Raw genomic sequence first — 15,647 nt, forward strand, 5'->3', positions numbered from 1 at the left:
GCCCCTGGATGGGGGTCCCCCCTGCTCGAGCGAAGCCGAGAGCTTGGGGGAGGGACGGGTAGGGGCGGCGGGGGCGAGAATCCTCGCGGGAAGCCGAAACGGGGCCCCGCCTCGTCGTGAGGCAGGACCCCGGGGGCGTAAGGGKYGACCTAACGCGAACGCTTGGCCAGACGCTCGACGTCCAGCAAGATCACCGCACGGGCCTCCAGCCGAAGCCACCCACGCTGGGCGAAGTCGGCCAGCGCCTTGTTGACGGTCTCACGCGACGCACCGACCAGCTGGGCCAGCTCCTCCTGCGTGAGGTCGTGGACGACATGGATGCCCTCCTCGGACTGCACGCCGAACCGGCGGGACAGGTCGAGCAGCGCGCGAGCCACACGCCCGGGCACGTCCGAGAAGACCAGGTCGGACATCGCGTCATTGGTACGGCGCAGCCGACGAGCGACGGCGCGCAGCAGCGCGGTGGCCACCTCGGGACGAGCGTTCAGCCAGGGCTGAAGGTCACCGTGGCCCAGACCCAGCAGCTTGACCTCGGTCAGCGCGGTGGCGGTCGCCGTGCGCGGGCCCGGGTCGAAGAGGGACAGCTCGCCGATGAGCTCTCCGGGGCCGACGACGGCGAGCATGTTCTCGCGGCCGTCGGGAGACGTCCGGTGAAGCTTGACCTTGCCCTCGGTGACGACGTAGAGCCGGTCGCCCGGGTCGCCCTCGTGGAACAGGGAGTCGCCACGTGCGAGGGTCACCTCACTCATGGAGGCGCGCAGTTCCGCGGACTGCTCGTCGTCGAGAGCCGCGAAGAGCGGATTGCGCCGCAGAGGGTCGTCCACGAGTTCTCTCCTTGTCGACCTGCTCAGGGGATCGCTCCCCCGCGTACCAGGGGACCGTGCTCCCCATTTTGCCGGACGGTCCAAACAGTGTGATCTGTCACAAGGATGCCGCACAGGTGTCCCGAGGTAAGCGGCAGGGGTCCAATTGGGGGCCGATCTTCAGGGTCCGGGGCGGATGTCAGTGCCGGGCTTTAGGCTGGCCGGGTGTCCAAATCGCCGGTGAGAGCACAGGCCAAGGGGGCTGGGCGGGTGGTTGTACGTCGCGATTCCGCTGTGGGCGAACAGGACCCCGGTGGCGGAAAGAAAACGGCAAAAGCGGCGAAAAAGGCGTCGGGTGAGGTGGCGGCCAGTGGCCGGAAATCGGCGTCGGCGGTGAAGAGGTCGACGGCCGTGAGTAAGCCGACGGCCGTGAGTAAGCCGACGGCTGCGAAGAAGGCGGCGCCCGCGAAGAAGGGAGCGCCCGCGAAGAAGGTGGCTCCTGCGGCAAAGTCCCCTGTCGCGAAAGTGACCACCAAGAAGGCCGTCAGAAAGAAGCCCGCCATCGCCCCCGAGAAGGCCACCGCCGTCGTCAAGGCCGCCTCCCCGGTGAAGACCGTCGCCCCCAAAACGCCTACGGCCGAGTCCCGCACCGCCCTTGTCCGCCGTGCCCGCCGTATCAACCGTGAGCTCGCCGAGGTCTTCCCTTACGCCCACCCCGAGCTGGACTTCGACAACCCCTTCCAGCTGCTGGTCGCCACGGTGCTGTCCGCCCAGACCACCGACCTGCGCGTCAACCAGACGACCCCGGCGCTCTTCGCCAAGTACCCGGCCCCCGAGGATCTGGCCGCCGCCAACCCCGAGGAGGTCGAGGAGATCCTCCGGCCGACCGGGTTCTTCCGGGCCAAGACCAAGTCGGTCATGGGCCTGTCGAAGGCGCTGGTGGAGAACTACGGCGGAGAGGTCCCGGGCCGGCTCGAAGACCTGGTCAAGCTGCCCGGCGTCGGGCGCAAGACGGCCTTCGTCGTGCTCGGCAACGCCTTCGGACGGCCTGGCATCACCGTCGACACCCACTTCCAGCGGCTGGTGCGGCGCTGGCAGTGGACCGAGCAGACGGACCCGGACAAGATCGAGGCCGAGATCGGGGCGCTGTTCCCCAAAGGGGAATGGACCGATCTCTCGCACCACGTGATCTGGCACGGCCGGCGCATCTGCCACGCCCGCAAGCCCGCCTGCGGAGCCTGCCCCATCGCGCCGCTCTGCCCGGCGTTCGGCGAGGGTGAGACGGATCCGGAGAAGGCGAAGAAGCTCCTCAAGTACGAGAAGGGCGGCTTCCCGGGGCAGCGGCTGAAGCCGCCGCAGTCCTATCTGGACGCGGGCGGCAAACCGGCCCCGCCGCTGGGGGCCGGATGACGGGGCGAGCGGGAAGGGCCGGGGCGCCGGCAGGCCGTCGTACGGCCATGGGGGCTCGGTCCGTCCGGCGGCGGGACGGCGGTCGTAGCGACGTCTCGGAACGATCTAGGTGCCCTCACGCGTTGGACTCGGCAGGACGACGGGGGTGGCTATGACGAGGGCGAGCGATACGCAGGACGGGCCGGTGGTGGTCAGCAAGGACGGGCTGCCGGCCTGGCTGGACCCGATGGTGCGGGTGGTGGAGACCGTCGAGCCGCTGCAGCTGAGCCGCTTCCTGCCGCCGGAGAGCGGCGCGGGGCGCCAGTCCGCCGTCCTGATCCTCTTCGGTGAGGGCGAGCAGGGGCCCGAGCTGCTGCTCATGGAGCGGGCGAGCTCGCTGCGCTCCCATGCCGGCCAGCCCTCCTTCCCCGGTGGCGCCCTCGACCCGGAGGACGGCGACCCGCAGGACGACGGGCCGCTGCGGGCCGCGTTGCGCGAGGCCGAGGAGGAGACCGGGCTCGATCCGAGCGGCGTCCAACTGTTCGGCGTCCTGCCGAAGCTGTACATCCCGGTCAGCGGCTTCGTCGTCACACCCGTGCTGGGCTGGTGGCGTGAGCCGACGCCGGTCGACGTCGTCGATCCGAACGAGACGGCCCGCGTGTTCACCGTCCCCGTGGCGGATCTCACGAATCCGGACAACCGCGCCACCACCGTCCACCCCAGTGGCCACAGAGGTCCGGCATTTCTGGTCGAATCGGCGCTCGTGTGGGGGTTCACGGCCGGGATCATCGACCGTCTGCTCCATTTCTCGGGCTGGGAGCTGCCCTGGGACCGGGGCAAGCAGGTCCCGCTCGACTGGCGGTCATGACAGGGTGTCTGCCGTGCTGTGTCTTCCCGGGGGCCGTCGTGTCCGAAAGCCGCTGTGTGGCGGGCCGGGCCCGTGGCCGACCTGTGGTGAGCGAAGAGTGACGAGGCGAGGCTCGAACCGGTGAACGTGCTGGACATCCTGTTGCTGGTCGCCGCCGTCTGGTTCGCGATCGTGGGCTACCGCCAGGGCTTCGTCGTCGGCATCCTGTCGGTGATCGGTTTCCTCGGCGGCGGCCTCGTGGCCGTCTACCTCCTCCCGGTCATCTGGGACGCGCTGACCGACAACGCCGAGGTGAGCACCACCGCCGCCGTCGTCGCGGTCGTCGTCGTGATCGTGTGCGCCTCGGTCGGCCAGGCCCTGACCACCCACCTGGGCAACAAGCTGCGCCGGTACATCACTTGGTCCCCGGCCCGCGCCCTGGACGCGACCGGCGGGGCTCTCGTCAATGTCGTCGCGATGCTGCTGGTGGCCTGGCTGATCGGCTCCGCCCTCGCCGGGACCACCTTGCCGACGCTCGGCAAGGAGGTCCGTAGCTCCAAGGTGCTGCTCGGCGTCTCGCGGGCCTTGCCCAACCAAGCGGACACCTGGTTCGCGGACTTCTCCTCGGTCCTCGCTCAGAACGGCTTCCCGCAGGTCTTCAGCCCGTTCTCGAACGAGCCGATCAACGAGGTCCGGCCGCCCGACCCGGCCCTGGCCAACAGTCCGGTGGCCACCCGCGCCCAGCGATCCATCGTCAAGGTCATGGGCACGGCGACGAGTTGCGGCAAGGTCCTGGAGGGCACCGGCTTCGTCTTCGCCGACCGCCGGGTCATGACCAACGCGCATGTCGTCGGCGGCGTCGACGAACCCACAGTCCAGATAGGCGGCGAGGGCAGACGCTACGACGCGACGGTCGTCCTCTACGACTGGGAGCGCGACATCGCCGTACTCGACGTACCGGACATGGACGCGCCCGCTCTGCGGTTCACGGCCACCGACGCCGAGAGCGGCGACAGCGCGATCATCGCGGGCTTCCCGGAGAACGGCGCGTACGACGTCCGTGCCGCGCGCGTGCGCGGGCGCCTGCCGGCCAACGGCCCGGACATCTACCACCGCGGCACCGTGCGCCGTGACGTCTACTCGCTGTACGCGACGGTGCGTCAGGGCAACTCCGGCGGCCCGCTGCTCACGCCCGAAGGCAAGGTGTACGGCGTGGTCTTCGCCAAGTCGCTCGACGACGCCCAGACCGGCTACGCGCTGACCGCGGACGAGATCCAGGAGGACATCGTCAAGGGCCGTACCGCCAACCAGCAGGTGGACAGCGACAGCTGCGCGCTGTAAGCCCGTGAGCCCGGGTCAGGGGTGTGCCCGGTCGTGGTGAAGGGTGGCGGCGGTCAGCCGCGCGGGTGGCGCAGGCGCACCGAGACCCAGCGGGCCCGGCGGCGCAGAATGCGCGGAATACCCACCCGGAGGTCCGCGCCCGGCATTTGCGGGGCGCTGCCCCGCTGGTGGGAGCTCAGCCCACTGGCCGAGCGGCGATTGCGTGCTGCGTCACTGTAGTCGTGCGTCCAGCCCATACCCCGACGTCTGCCCCTGCCCCAAGGTCGATAACCGCCCCCAGGGCTCCCAATTGGCCTATGCGCCAGGCAATTGGCTGTTCGTAGGACAGGTGTTCAGTTCCGGATACCGGGCGCGTCCGTGCGGTCACCGATCGGGTCCGGGATCCTTGAGCCGGACCCCCGGCAGGGTCCGGCGTGACGTCACTTCAGCGGTCGGGTTCGGGATCCTTGAGCCAGTTGATGAGCTCGGTGGAGAAAGCGACCGGGTCCTCCTCGTGCGGGCTGTGTTTACCCGGGGGACGACCCCCGGACCCCCGGCAGGGTCCGGCGGGACGTCACTTCAGCGGTCGGGCTCGGGATCCTTGAGCCAGTTGATGAGCTCGGTGGAGAAAGCGACCGGGTCCTCCTCGTGCGGGAAGTGCCCGAGACCGTCGAACAGCCGCCAGCGGTACGGTGCTTCGACGTACTCGCCCGAACCGGCCGCGCTGCGGGTGCGCATCACGGGGTCGAGGGAGCCGTGCAGATGGAGCGTCGGCACACGCACCGGCCGCTTCATACGGCGGTTGAACTGGATGCCGTCGGGGCGGGCCAGCGAGCGCACCATCCAGCGGTACGGCTCGATCGAGCAGTGCGCCGTCGACGGGATACAGATCGCGCGGCGGTACGTCTCCACCGCGTCGTCGTCCGGCAGCCGCGGGCCGGACCAGTCCCGGATCAGCCGGCCGACGAGCGCTCCGTCGTCGGCCGTCAGCTGCCGCTCAGGAATCCAGGGCCGCTGAAACCCCCAGATGTAGGAACTGGCACTCGTCTGCTTGACGTCCGAGAGCATCGCCGAGCGCCAGCGCCGCGGGTGCGGCATGGACGCGACCGCGAGCCGGCGCACCAGCTTGGGGCGCATCACCGCCGCCGTCCACGCCAGGTAGCCGCCCAGGTCGTGGCCGACCAGCGCGGCGTCCGGCTCGCCGAGCGAACGGATCACGCCGGTGATGTCGAGGGCGAGGTTGGCCGGGTCGTAGCCGCGCGGCGTGCGGTCGCTGCCGCCGACGCCCCTGAGGTCCATCGCCACCGCCCGGAAACCCGCGTCGGCGAGCGCGACGAGCTGGTGCCGCCAGGTCCACCAGAACTGCGGGAAGCCGTGCAGCAGCAGCACCAGTGGACCGTCGCCCATTTCGGCGATGTGGAAGCGCGCGCCGTTCGCCGCGACGTCCCGGTGCGTCACCTCTTTCCCGCCGAGGACGTCGAGTCGTACGACCGAGGCGGGTTGAGCCGAGGGGGTGGCGGGATCCGTCATGACGACGAGCGTGCCACAGCCTCGATGGCCGCGGGCGCCCGGTCCTCCAGCTCCGGCTGTGCGGCGGGACGCGGGTGCGGCTTGGCCTTCTGCAGGACGCCCGCGGTCTCCTTCATCGAGGCGGCGACCTTCTGCGGGCTCTTGCTCTTCTTGGCCTTCTTCGCGAAGACGACGCCGATCAGTGCGAGGAGACCCGCGACGAGGACGTTCGCCGCGAAGGAGAGCACGAAGCAGATCGCGAGGTTCCAGTCGCTCCAGGTCCGAATGCCGTACGCGAGGGCGAAGTTCAGCATCGGCAGCGAGAACACCAGCACGGCGCCCGCCGCCGTGAACGCGCCGCCGCTTGTCGCGCCGCGCTTGACGTCCTGCTTGAGCTGCGCTTTCGCCAGTGCGATCTCGTCATGCACCAGCGCCGACATCTCGGTCGTGGCCGAGGCGAACAGCTGGCCGATGCTGCGTTCGGCGCCGACCGGGCTGCCGTCGGGTGCGCTCATCGCGGTCTCCCTCGTCGTGTACGGATCCGTCTTCTGCCTGACTGCGTACGGTTCCGTCTTTTGTACCGTCCCGTCAGATCATGCCCGACGGTGGTCCTCCTCGCCTGCCCTGCCCGTCACTTCGGCAAGCGCGTGGCGTGCGGCGATCTTCTCCTCGGCGATCCGGCGGTGCTCGACGGCCTTGCGCTCGTGGATGGCGGCCATGCGCAGGTGGTACTCCGGCTCGTCCTGCTCGTAGATGTCCGGAATGCCGTCCGCGTCCTCGTCGCGCTCCTCGGCCTCGACCATCCTGCGGTACTTGGCGTTACGTATCTTCAGCAGCACCGTCGCCAGGATCGCCGCGATGAGGGACCCGAGCAGTACGGCGGCCTTGATCTCGTCGGTCAGCGTGGCGTCGCCCGCGAAGGCGAGCTCGCCGATGAGCAGCGAGACGGTGAAGCCGATGCCGGCCAGGGTCGCGACGGCGAACACGTCCGCCCACTCCAGGTCGTCGCTGAGCGAGGCCCTGGTGAAACGTGCCGTCAGCCACGTACCGCCGAAGATCCCGATCGTCTTGCCGACCACCAGCCCCAGGACCACGCCCAGCGTCTCCGGCTGGGTGAACACAGCGCCGAGCGCGCCGCCGGAGATCACCACACCGGCGCTGAACAGCGCGAACACCGGGACGGCGAGCCCCGCCGACAGGGGGCGGACGAGGTGCTCGATGTGCTCGCCGGGGGAGTGCTGCTCGTCTTCGTGCCGGGTGCAGCGCAGCATCAGACCCATCGCGACGCCCGCGATGGTGGCGTGGACGCCGCTGTTGTACATCAGCCCCCAGATCACGAGGGCGAGCGGGACGTACACGTACCACCCGCGTACGCCCTTGCGTAGCAGCAGCCAGAAGACGCCCAGCCCGACGACGGCGCCGCCGAGGGCGGCGAAGCTGATCCGGTCGGTGAAGAAGATCGCGATGATGATGATCGCGAACAGGTCGTCGACGACGGCGAGCGTGAGCAGGAACGCGCGCAGAGCGCTCGGCAGCGAGGTGCCGATGACGGCGAGCACGGCGAGCGCGAAGGCGATGTCGGTGGCGGTCGGGACCGCCCAGCCGTCCATCGCGCCGCCGCCGGTGACATTGGTCAGCGTGTAGACGAGCGCGGGCACCGCCATCCCGCACAGCGCGGCGACGACCGGCAGCACGGCCGCCTTCGGGTCCTTGAGATCGCCGGCGACCAGCTCCCGCTTGAGCTCGATCCCGGCGACGAAGAAGAAGATCGCGAGCAGTCCGTCGGCGGCCCAGTGCTCGACGGACAGGTCCAGGCCGAGGGCCGCGGGGCCCAGGTGGAAGTGGCCGACGGTCTCGTAGCTGTCGGCCAGTGCGGGTACGTTCGCCCAGATCAGCGCAGCGATCGCGGCGAGGAGCAGCAGGACACCGCCGACGGTCTCGGTGCGCAGCGCGTCCGCGATGAAGGTCCGCTCGGGGAGCGAGAGCCGTCCGAAGACCTTGCGGACGGGAGCGGGGGTGCGGGGCGCGGTCACAGGGGAGACCTCCGGTCGGTGGGCAGGACGGAGCACTTGCCGACCAGACTTCCCGGCGCACCTGAGGTTGACGTCTTTTTTATTAGCTTACCTAAGGTGGCTTTGTTTACTTTGCCTAAGGGGCGACGGAAGGTGTCCGGTACGTCTCACGTTAGGCAGAAAAGGGCCGCCCGGCGCGTGCTGCGCGGGGCGGCCCTTCAGCGGATTTCCGCGGATTTCCGCAGGCTCAGTCCTCGCTGGGCGCCGCCGGGAGCTTCGCCTGGATGAGGTCCATGACGGTCGAGTCGGTCAGCGTCGTCACATCACCGAGCTGGCGGTTCTCGGCGACGTCGCGCAGCAGTCGGCGCATGATCTTGCCGGAGCGGGTCTTCGGCAGCTCGGCCACCGGCAGGACACGCTTCGGCTTGGCGATCGGGCCGAGGGTGGTGCCGACGTGGTTGCGCAGGTCGTTGACCAGGCCCTCGTCCTCGGCGTTCGCCGTCCCGCGCAGGATGACGAAGGCGACGATCGCCTGCCCGGTCGTCTCGTCGGCGGCGCCCACGACGGCCGCCTCGGCGACGGACGGGTGCGAGACCAGGGCGGACTCGACCTCCGTGGTGGAGATGTTGTGCCCCGACACGAGCATGACGTCGTCCACCCGGCCGAGCAGCCAGATGTCCCCGTCGTCGTCCTTCTTCGCCCCGTCACCGGCGAAGTACTTGCCCTCGAAGCGCGACCAGTACGTGTCGAGGAACCGCTGGTCGTCGCCCCAGATGGTGCGCAGCATCGACGGCCACGGCTCGGTCAGTACCAGGTAGCCGCCACCGCCGTTGGGCACCTCGTTCGCCTCGTCGTCCACGACGGTCGCGGAGATGCCGGGCAGCGGGGTCTGCGCCGAACCGGGCTTGGTCTCGGTGACGCCCGGCAGCGGCGAGATCATCATCGCGCCGGTCTCGGTCTGCCACCAGGTGTCGACGATCGGGGTCCGGTCCGCGCCGATGTGCTTGCGGTACCAGATCCACGCCTCGGGGTTGATCGGCTCACCCACGGAACCCAGCACCCGCAGGCTGCTGAGGTCGAACTTCGCGGGGATGTCGTCGCCCCACTTCATGAACGTACGGATCGCCGTCGGCGCCGTGTACAGGATCGTCACCCCGTACTTCTGCACGATCTCCCAGAAACGGCCCTGGTGCGGGGTGTCCGGGGTGCCCTCGTACATCACCTGCGTCGCGCCGTTCGCCAGCGGCCCGTACACGATGTACGAGTGGCCGGTGACCCAGCCGACGTCGGCGGTGCACCAGTACACGTCCGTCTCCGGCTTGAGGTCGAAGACCGCGTGGTGCGTGTACGCCGCCTGCGTGAGGTAGCCGCCGGAGGTGTGCAGGATGCCCTTCGGCTTACCCGTCGTACCGGACGTGTAGAGGATGAACAGCGGCTGCTCGGCGTTGAAGGCCTCGGGGGTGTGCTCGGCGGACTGCCGCTCGACGATCTCGTGCCACCACACGTCACGGGTGTCGTCCCAGGCGACGTCCTGGCCGGTGCGCCGCACGACGAGCACGTGCTCGACGTTGTCGACCTTGCCGATCGCCTCGTCGACGGCCGGCTTGAGCGCGGACGGCTTGCCGCGCCGGTAGCCGCCGTCGGAGGTGATGACGACCTTGGCGTCCGCGTCCTGGATACGGGTGGCCAGCGCGTCGGCCGAGAACCCGCCGAAGACGACGGAGTGCGCCGCGCCGATCCGGGCGCAGGCCAGCATCGCGACCGCCGTCTCCGGGATCATCGGCATGTAGACGGCGACCCGGTCGCCCTTCTGGACGCCCAGCTCCAGCAGGGCGTTGGCCGCCTTGGAGACCTCGTCCTTGAGCTCGGCGTAGGTGAGGGCGCGGCTGTCGCCGGGCTCGCCCTCGAAGTGGATGGCGACCCGGTCACCGAGCCCGGCCTCCACATGCCGGTCCACGCAGTTGTACGCGACGTTGAGCTCGCCGTCCTTGAACCACTTCGCGAACGGCGGGTTCGACCAGTCCAGCGTCTCGGTCGGCTCCTTGGCCCAGGTCAGCCGGCGGGCCTGCTCGGCCCAGAAGCCGAGCCTGTCAGCCTTGGCCTGTTCATACGCCTCCGCCGTGACGTTGGCGCCTGCGGCCAGGTCGGCGGGGGGTGCGAACCTGCGCTCTTCCTTCAGCAGGTTGGCCAGGCTTTCGTTGCTCACGACATCTCCCTTTCCCAGGGTGTCCGTTGTGTCCCAGGCCACAGCTCATCAGACCCGGGGGTCCGATGACAAGGGTCGCCGGAAAATTGGTTTAGACCTGTCAGTGGGGTGAGGGCCCGAGCAGCTGTCGGCGCTTGGGTCACCCGTTCCCACGGACGCCGGACAGGGGCGGTTCAGGTCTGTAATCCCTGTCACATCCCGGTCGAGCGCAGGCGAAACGCGGGCCCCACGGAAAGCGCGGCCCCGCATCGATCGGGGCCGCGCACGCCTGCCTGCATCAGGCCGACAGATCCGCCACGCCCACGTGATCGAACACCTTGTCCCCGTGTCCCTCGGCGAGCAGATACGCCTGTGCCTCGCCCACGTGGAAGTACATCCCGTGCAACTCCAGCGCTCCCGCCCGCAGGGCCCGGGCCACCGACTCGTGCGCGCGCAGATGCTCCAATTGCTGGACCACGTTGGTCAGGCAGAGCTGTTCGACCGCGTCGGCCGGTGCCCGCGCGGCGAGCCTGGCCCAGGGCCGGCTCTTGTCGGACATCCGCTCCAGACTCGGCCGCCCGTGGCGCAGCCACCGCCTGAGCGGGGTCTGCGAGGCGCCGGGCTCGGAGGTGAGCAGCGTCTGCATGGCCCCGCACCCGGAGTGCCCGCACACCGTGATCGACCGCACCTGGAGCACGTCCACCGCGTACTCGATCGCGGCCGCCACCGAGTCGTCCCCGCTCTCCCGGCCGGGCAGCGGCACGAGGTTGCCCACGTTGCGCACCACGAACAGGTCGCCGGGACCACTGGAGGTGATCATCGATGTGACCACTCGTGAGTCCGCGCAGGTGAGGAACAACTGCGAGGGCTGCTGCCCCTCACGCGCCAGCCGCGCCAGCTCTCCCCGCACCAGGGGTGCGGTGTTGCGCTGGAACGCGCTGATGCCGCGGGCCAGTTGCCGGGCACTGGGGCGGCTGGCATCGGGGCTGGTGCCGGTGCCGGTGACGGTCCCTGTACCTGTACCTGTGCCTCTGTCTTCGCCCACGTCGGCAGGGCTGTCGTGGGGGTGGCCGGGGTGGGTGAGGCCGTCTGTGCCGCCGGCATCGCCGGGCCCGCCGACCGTGTCGCCGGTGTCGCGGGTGCCGCCGTGGGCGTCCGTGTCGGAGGGCGCCGTGGATCCGTCGCTGTCGTCGCTCCCGGTCGCCTGAGCCTCCCCGGGCTGCCCGTCGCGGGACAGGGCGGCCTCCGGGAGCTCGCACTGGTGGTTGCGCCAGGCCGTCCAGGGGTGGCAGCGGCAGTCGGCCGACTCGTCCGCGACGATCCCGGTGGCCTGGAGACCGGCCGGTCCCGTCGGCTCGCCGATGCGGACTCCGGACCTGCGGCCGACCAGCTCGACGGTGCCGCCGTGCACGGTGTGCGTGTTCTGCCAGTCCTGCAATGACTCGTACGCCGCGTGGTCCATGAACGACCCGTCCAACTCCACCACGGCGTGGGCGCCTTGGGGTACGAGATGCAGGGCCCGGCTGAGCCGCGGCACCGCGAGGAACGTCAACTGCCCTCTTACATGTACGTGATGGACTCCTTCCGTCTCGTCATGGGTGATCCGGGTGCGGGTGAGGCGGTGCAGGGCGACGCCGACGGCCATGGCGATGCCCAGGGCCACGCCCTCCAGGACGCCGAAGAGCACGACGCCGAGGGTGGTGACGGCGTACACCAGCACCTCTCGGTGGCGGGTCACCGTGCGGATGTGGTGCAGGGACACCATCTGGATGCCGACGGCCATCACCAGGGCGGCGAGCGAGGCGAGCGGGATGAGCTCCAGGATCGGGACCATCAGCAGCGCGGCGACTACTACGAGAACGCCGTGCAACATCGTGGAGTTCCGGCTGACGGCACCGGCTTGCACATTCGCGGAACTGCGCACGGCCACGCCGGCGATGGGCAGTCCGCCGAGGGCGCCGGAGACGACATTGGCGGCGCCCTGGCCGAGCAGCTCGCGGTCCAGGTGGGAGCGTCCGACACGGGCGGACTGCGCCGGTCGGCCGGCGACCAGCTTGTCCACGGCGACCGCGCCGAGCAGCGACTGCACGCTGCACACCAGAGTGACGGTGAGCACGGCGGCGACAAGGCCGAGCACCGGGCCGTCGGGAAGTGCGGCCAGTGCGTGGCTGCTCCAGGACGGCAGGTCGACCTTGGGCAGGCGCAGGCCGGTGAGCGAGGCGGTCGTGGTGGCGACGGCGACGGCGACGAGCGGGGTCGGCACCTTGCGCAGGAGCCGTCCGGCCCGGCCGGGAATTCTGGGCCAGGTGACCAGCACGGCGAGGGTCAGCACGCTCACCGACAGGGCGGCGGGATGCACACCGGCCAACTGGGCGGGCAGCTCACGCATGTTGTCGAGGACCGAGCTGTGCGGGATGCCGCCGAGGACGATGTGCAGCTGGGCGACGGCGATGGTGACGCCGATGCCGGCAAGCATGCCGTGCACGATGGCGGGGCTGACGGCGAGCGCGGAGCGCGCCACGCGCAGCAGGCCGAGGCCGAGTTGGGCGAGGCCGGCGAGGACCGTGATGGCGCAGGTCGTACGCCATCCGTATCGGTGGATGAGCTCGGCGGTGACCACCGTGAGTCCGGCGGCGGGGCCGCTGACCTGGAGCGGGGAACCACCGAGCCGTCCGGCGACGAGCCCTCCGACGGCGGCGGCGACGAGGCCGGCCTGCAGGGGCGCGCCGGTGGCGAGGGCGATGCCGAGGGACAGGGGGAGTGCGATCAGGAAGACCGCGATCGAGGCCGACAGGTCGGCACCCGCGATGTGCGGGCGGCGGCGCCGGGTCGGAGGCGGGCTGTGTGCTTCGTGGCTGTGCTCTTCTCGACGTGGCTCGTCGGCGCGGGTGGGGACGCAGGCTGACATTTTTCCCGTCTCCTCCGGGGCAGCGCGGTCGCGGATCTGGCGGTCCCCGCTCGAGGCGGGGTCGGGTCGCGGCCGTGTGGTCACGGCATGCAGCGGCGGGATGCATCAACTGTCGGTAAACGGATCGTAATGCAGAGTAAAGGCCCGGAATAGATTTTCCGAGCAAATGGACTAATAAATCCCCCTGAAGAGTGAAGTGGCTAATTAGTCGGCTTGTCGTACTAATTCCTTCTCGGTCCCATGCGACCTTGGCGGCGCTGTCGCCACCCGAGAGAAGGAAGTAGGTGGACCGAACATGGCTGCCACCCGCAGGTTCGCCGCCCCCCGAAAAACCGCCGCGACACACCGAATCGCCACGGGTACCGCCGTCGCCGCGGTCTGCGCCGCGTCGCTCGCCGGATGCACGAGCGGCCGCTCCGCCCCCGCGGCGTCCGGGCCGCAGAAGGCGAAGCCCGCGGCGCCCGCGCCCGGGAGCGCGATCCACCTGATCGGCGACGGGTCCACCGCGTACACCGGCGCGCAGCCGCATCTGCCCAGGCCCGAACGGCTGAAGCCGGGTCAGAAGCCCCCGCAGTTCGTGGTGTTCTCCTGGGACGGCGCCGGCGAGGACAGCCAGAAGCTGTTCTCCCACTTCCGCAAGGTCGCCAAGGCGAACAACGCGACGATGACGTACTTCCTCAGCGGCGTGTACATGCTGCCGGACCACAAGCGCGACCTGTACCGGCCACCGCAGCACTCCCCGGGCCGCTCCGACATCGGCTTCAACGACGAGGAGGGCATCGGCGACACCGTGAGGCAACTGCGCTTCGCGTGGCTGGAGGGCAACGAGATCGGCACGCACTTCAACGGCCACTTCTGCGGCAGCGGTGGTGGGGTCGGCCAGTGGTCGGTGGAGGAGTGGAAGGACGAGATCACTCAGGCGAAACGATTCGTCAAGTCCTGGAAGACCAACACCGGCATGACGAAGACGTCCCCTCTGCCCTTCGACTACGACAAGGAGCTCATCGGAGCCCGCACGCCCTGTCTGGAGGGCCGGAAGAACTTCGTCACGGCGGCCCGGGAGATGGGCTTCCGCTATGACTCCAGCGGCGTCAACAACCAGCTCTGGCCCGTGAAGAGGGAGGGCCTGTGGGACCTGTCGCTGCAGCTCGTGCCGTTCCCCGGGCACTCCTACGAGCAGCTCACCATGGACTACAACTTCATGGTCAACCAGTCCGGCACCACGAGCCAGGGCGACCCCGACAAGCACGAGTTCTGGGGCGACCAGATGCGGGACGGCCTGCTCATGGGCTTCCACCGGGCCTACGACGGCAACCGCGCGCCCCTGATCATCGGCAACCACTTCGAGTCCTGGAACGGCGGCACTTATATGCGCGCTGTCGAGGAGGTCGTCGAGGCCGTCTGCAACAAGCCCGACGTGCGCTGCGTGTCCTTCCGGCAGCTCGTCGACTGGCTCGACGCCCAGGACCCGGCGACCTTGCGGAAGCTGCGCACCCTGGAGGTCGGCGAGGCCCCGAAGCAGGGCTGGGCGTCCTTCCTGTCGGGGCGTCCCGCACCGGCTCCGAAGGGGGTGCCCGGGGCTCCGCCGCTCAAGCAGTAGGCATCAGAGGCGAGTTGCTTCCGGGGGCGGTCACGCTCTCCCCGAGGACGAAGCCGGGGTCGATCTGCGCCGCCAGGTCGGCCCCGGTGCGCTCGTTCCCCCACGACCGGGCGTTCTTCAGGTGGAAGTGCGCCATCTGACGGGTGTAGCGCTCCCAGTCCCGCAGCTCGTACGTCGCGTCGACGGCCGTGCGCAGCCGGCGCAGGGCGAGGTGGCTCGCGTCCTCCAGGAACTCGAACCGGGACGGTCGGCCCTTCTCCATGGAGCGCACCCAGTCCGAGTGCCCGACGGTCACCAGCAGGTCGTCCCCGACCTCGGCGCGGAGGAAGTCGAGATCGTCCTGCCCTTGCACCTTGTTGCCGACGACCTTCAGGACGACTCCGAAGTCGCGGGCGTATTCCTGGTACTGGCGATAGACGGAGACCCCCTTCCGGGTCGGCTCGGCGACGAGGAACGTGATGTCGAAACGGGTGAACATGCCGGAGGCGAAGGAGTCCGAGCCCGCCGTCATGTCGACCACGACGTATTCGTCGGGGCCGTCCACCAGGTGGTTCAGGAACAGCTCCACCGCCCCCGTCTTGGAGTGGTAGCAGGCGACCCCGAGGTCGGATTCGGTGAAGGGGCCGGTGACCATCAAACGGACGGTGCCGCCGTCGAGTTCCACCGGCCGGGCACAGGCGTCGTACACCGGGTTGTGCTCGCACACCCGCAGCAGCCGCGAACCCTCGCCGGGCGGTGTCGTCTTGATCATCGTCTGCGTGGAGGCGATCCGCGGGTTGGTGCCGCGCAGGTAGTCCTTGATGAGCGGCAGCCGCTCGCCCATGGCGGGCAGCGCGGCCGCCTGCGCGTCGGCCAGGCCGAGCGCGGCTCCCAGGTGCTGGTTGATGTCGGCGTCGACGGCCACGACCGGCGCTCCGGCGGCCGCGAGGTGACGGATGAAGAGGGAGGACAGGGTCGTCTTGCCGCTGCCGCCCTTCCCGACGAAAGCAATTTTCATGTTCACGAACAGTAGTCGCGCGATAGCTGTATGTGGCAGGCGTGCGTGGAGAAGGCCACCCGATCGTGGGGTGCGCG

12 protein-coding genes are annotated in these 15,647 nt (G+C 69.7%); 4 read left to right on the plus strand and 8 right to left on the minus strand.

Going from position 1 to position 15,647, the window contains the following annotated elements:
- Positions 1–149: 149 nt before the first annotated feature.
- Positions 150–824 (minus strand): Crp/Fnr family transcriptional regulator, encoded by a 675-nt coding sequence (locus tag EAO75_RS10940; protein ID WP_030046018.1) that lies wholly within the window; start codon positions 822–824, stop codon positions 150–152.
- A 249-nt stretch (positions 825–1,073) separates the two neighbouring features.
- Between EAO75_RS10940 and nth the strand changes: the two genes are divergently transcribed.
- The 3 genes from nth (at position 1,074) to EAO75_RS10955 (ending at position 4,380) form a co-directional block, all read left to right on the plus strand.
- A complete protein-coding gene (nth, locus tag EAO75_RS10945) occupies positions 1,074–2,213 on the plus strand; it encodes an endonuclease III (RefSeq protein ID WP_410092228.1) in 1,140 nt (379 codons plus the stop codon).
- Positions 2,214–2,364: 151 nt separating this feature from the next.
- Positions 2,365–3,060: an NUDIX hydrolase gene (locus tag EAO75_RS10950; RefSeq protein ID WP_147994863.1), complete on the plus strand. Its 696-nt coding sequence runs from the start codon at positions 2,365–2,367 to the stop codon at positions 3,058–3,060.
- A 120-nt stretch (positions 3,061–3,180) separates the two neighbouring features.
- Positions 3,181–4,380, plus strand: coding sequence for a MarP family serine protease (locus tag EAO75_RS10955; protein WP_147994864.1), 1,200 nt, complete (start codon positions 3,181–3,183; stop codon positions 4,378–4,380).
- Positions 4,381–4,433: 53 nt separating this feature from the next.
- Here EAO75_RS10955 and EAO75_RS47185 read toward each other — a convergent pair whose 3' ends face one another.
- From EAO75_RS47185 to EAO75_RS10985, 6 genes are all read right to left on the minus strand, one after another.
- Positions 4,434–4,616, minus strand: a complete 183-nt coding sequence (locus EAO75_RS47185; RefSeq protein WP_147994865.1) for a hypothetical protein — start codon at positions 4,614–4,616, stop codon at positions 4,434–4,436.
- A gap of 322 nt (positions 4,617–4,938) precedes the next feature.
- On the minus strand, positions 4,939–5,889 hold the full coding sequence (locus tag EAO75_RS10965; RefSeq protein WP_147994866.1) for an alpha/beta fold hydrolase: 951 nt from the start codon (positions 5,887–5,889) through the stop codon (positions 4,939–4,941).
- The gene (locus EAO75_RS10970) at positions 5,886–6,383 is read right to left on the minus strand and encodes a phage holin family protein (RefSeq protein WP_147994867.1); all 498 of its coding nucleotides are present in this window, start codon (positions 6,381–6,383) and stop codon (positions 5,886–5,888) included. Before EAO75_RS10970 ends, EAO75_RS10965 begins: the two co-directional genes overlap by 4 nt.
- Before the next feature lie 78 nt (positions 6,384–6,461).
- Positions 6,462–7,901, minus strand: a complete 1,440-nt coding sequence (gene nhaA, locus EAO75_RS10975) for a Na+/H+ antiporter NhaA (RefSeq protein ID WP_147994868.1) — start codon at positions 7,899–7,901, stop codon at positions 6,462–6,464.
- A 226-nt stretch (positions 7,902–8,127) separates the two neighbouring features.
- Positions 8,128–10,086 carry an acetate--CoA ligase gene (acs, locus tag EAO75_RS10980; RefSeq protein WP_147994869.1) on the minus strand — a complete coding sequence of 653 codons (1,959 nt, stop codon included), beginning with the start codon at positions 10,084–10,086 and terminating at the stop codon, positions 8,128–8,130.
- Positions 10,087–10,363: 277 nt separating this feature from the next.
- Positions 10,364–12,973, minus strand: a complete 2,610-nt coding sequence (locus EAO75_RS10985) for a bifunctional SulP family inorganic anion transporter/carbonic anhydrase (RefSeq protein ID WP_147994870.1) — start codon at positions 12,971–12,973, stop codon at positions 10,364–10,366.
- A gap of 295 nt (positions 12,974–13,268) precedes the next feature.
- On the opposite strand from EAO75_RS10985, the gene EAO75_RS10990 reads away from it, so the two are divergent.
- Complete coding sequence (locus EAO75_RS10990; RefSeq protein WP_147994871.1) at positions 13,269–14,573, plus strand: hypothetical protein; 1,305 nt, start codon at positions 13,269–13,271, stop codon at positions 14,571–14,573.
- On the opposite strand, the gene EAO75_RS10995 is transcribed toward EAO75_RS10990, so the two are convergent.
- Positions 14,563–15,570: an ATP-binding protein gene (locus EAO75_RS10995; protein ID WP_147994872.1), complete on the minus strand. Its 1,008-nt coding sequence runs from the start codon at positions 15,568–15,570 to the stop codon at positions 14,563–14,565. The genes EAO75_RS10990 and EAO75_RS10995 overlap by 11 nt on opposite strands.
- Positions 15,571–15,647: the final 77 nt, after the last annotated feature.

Origin of the sequence: Streptomyces sp. UW30 (genome assembly GCF_008042075.1) — a bacterium.
Taxonomy (GTDB): Bacteria; Actinomycetota; Actinomycetes; order Streptomycetales; family Streptomycetaceae; genus Streptomyces.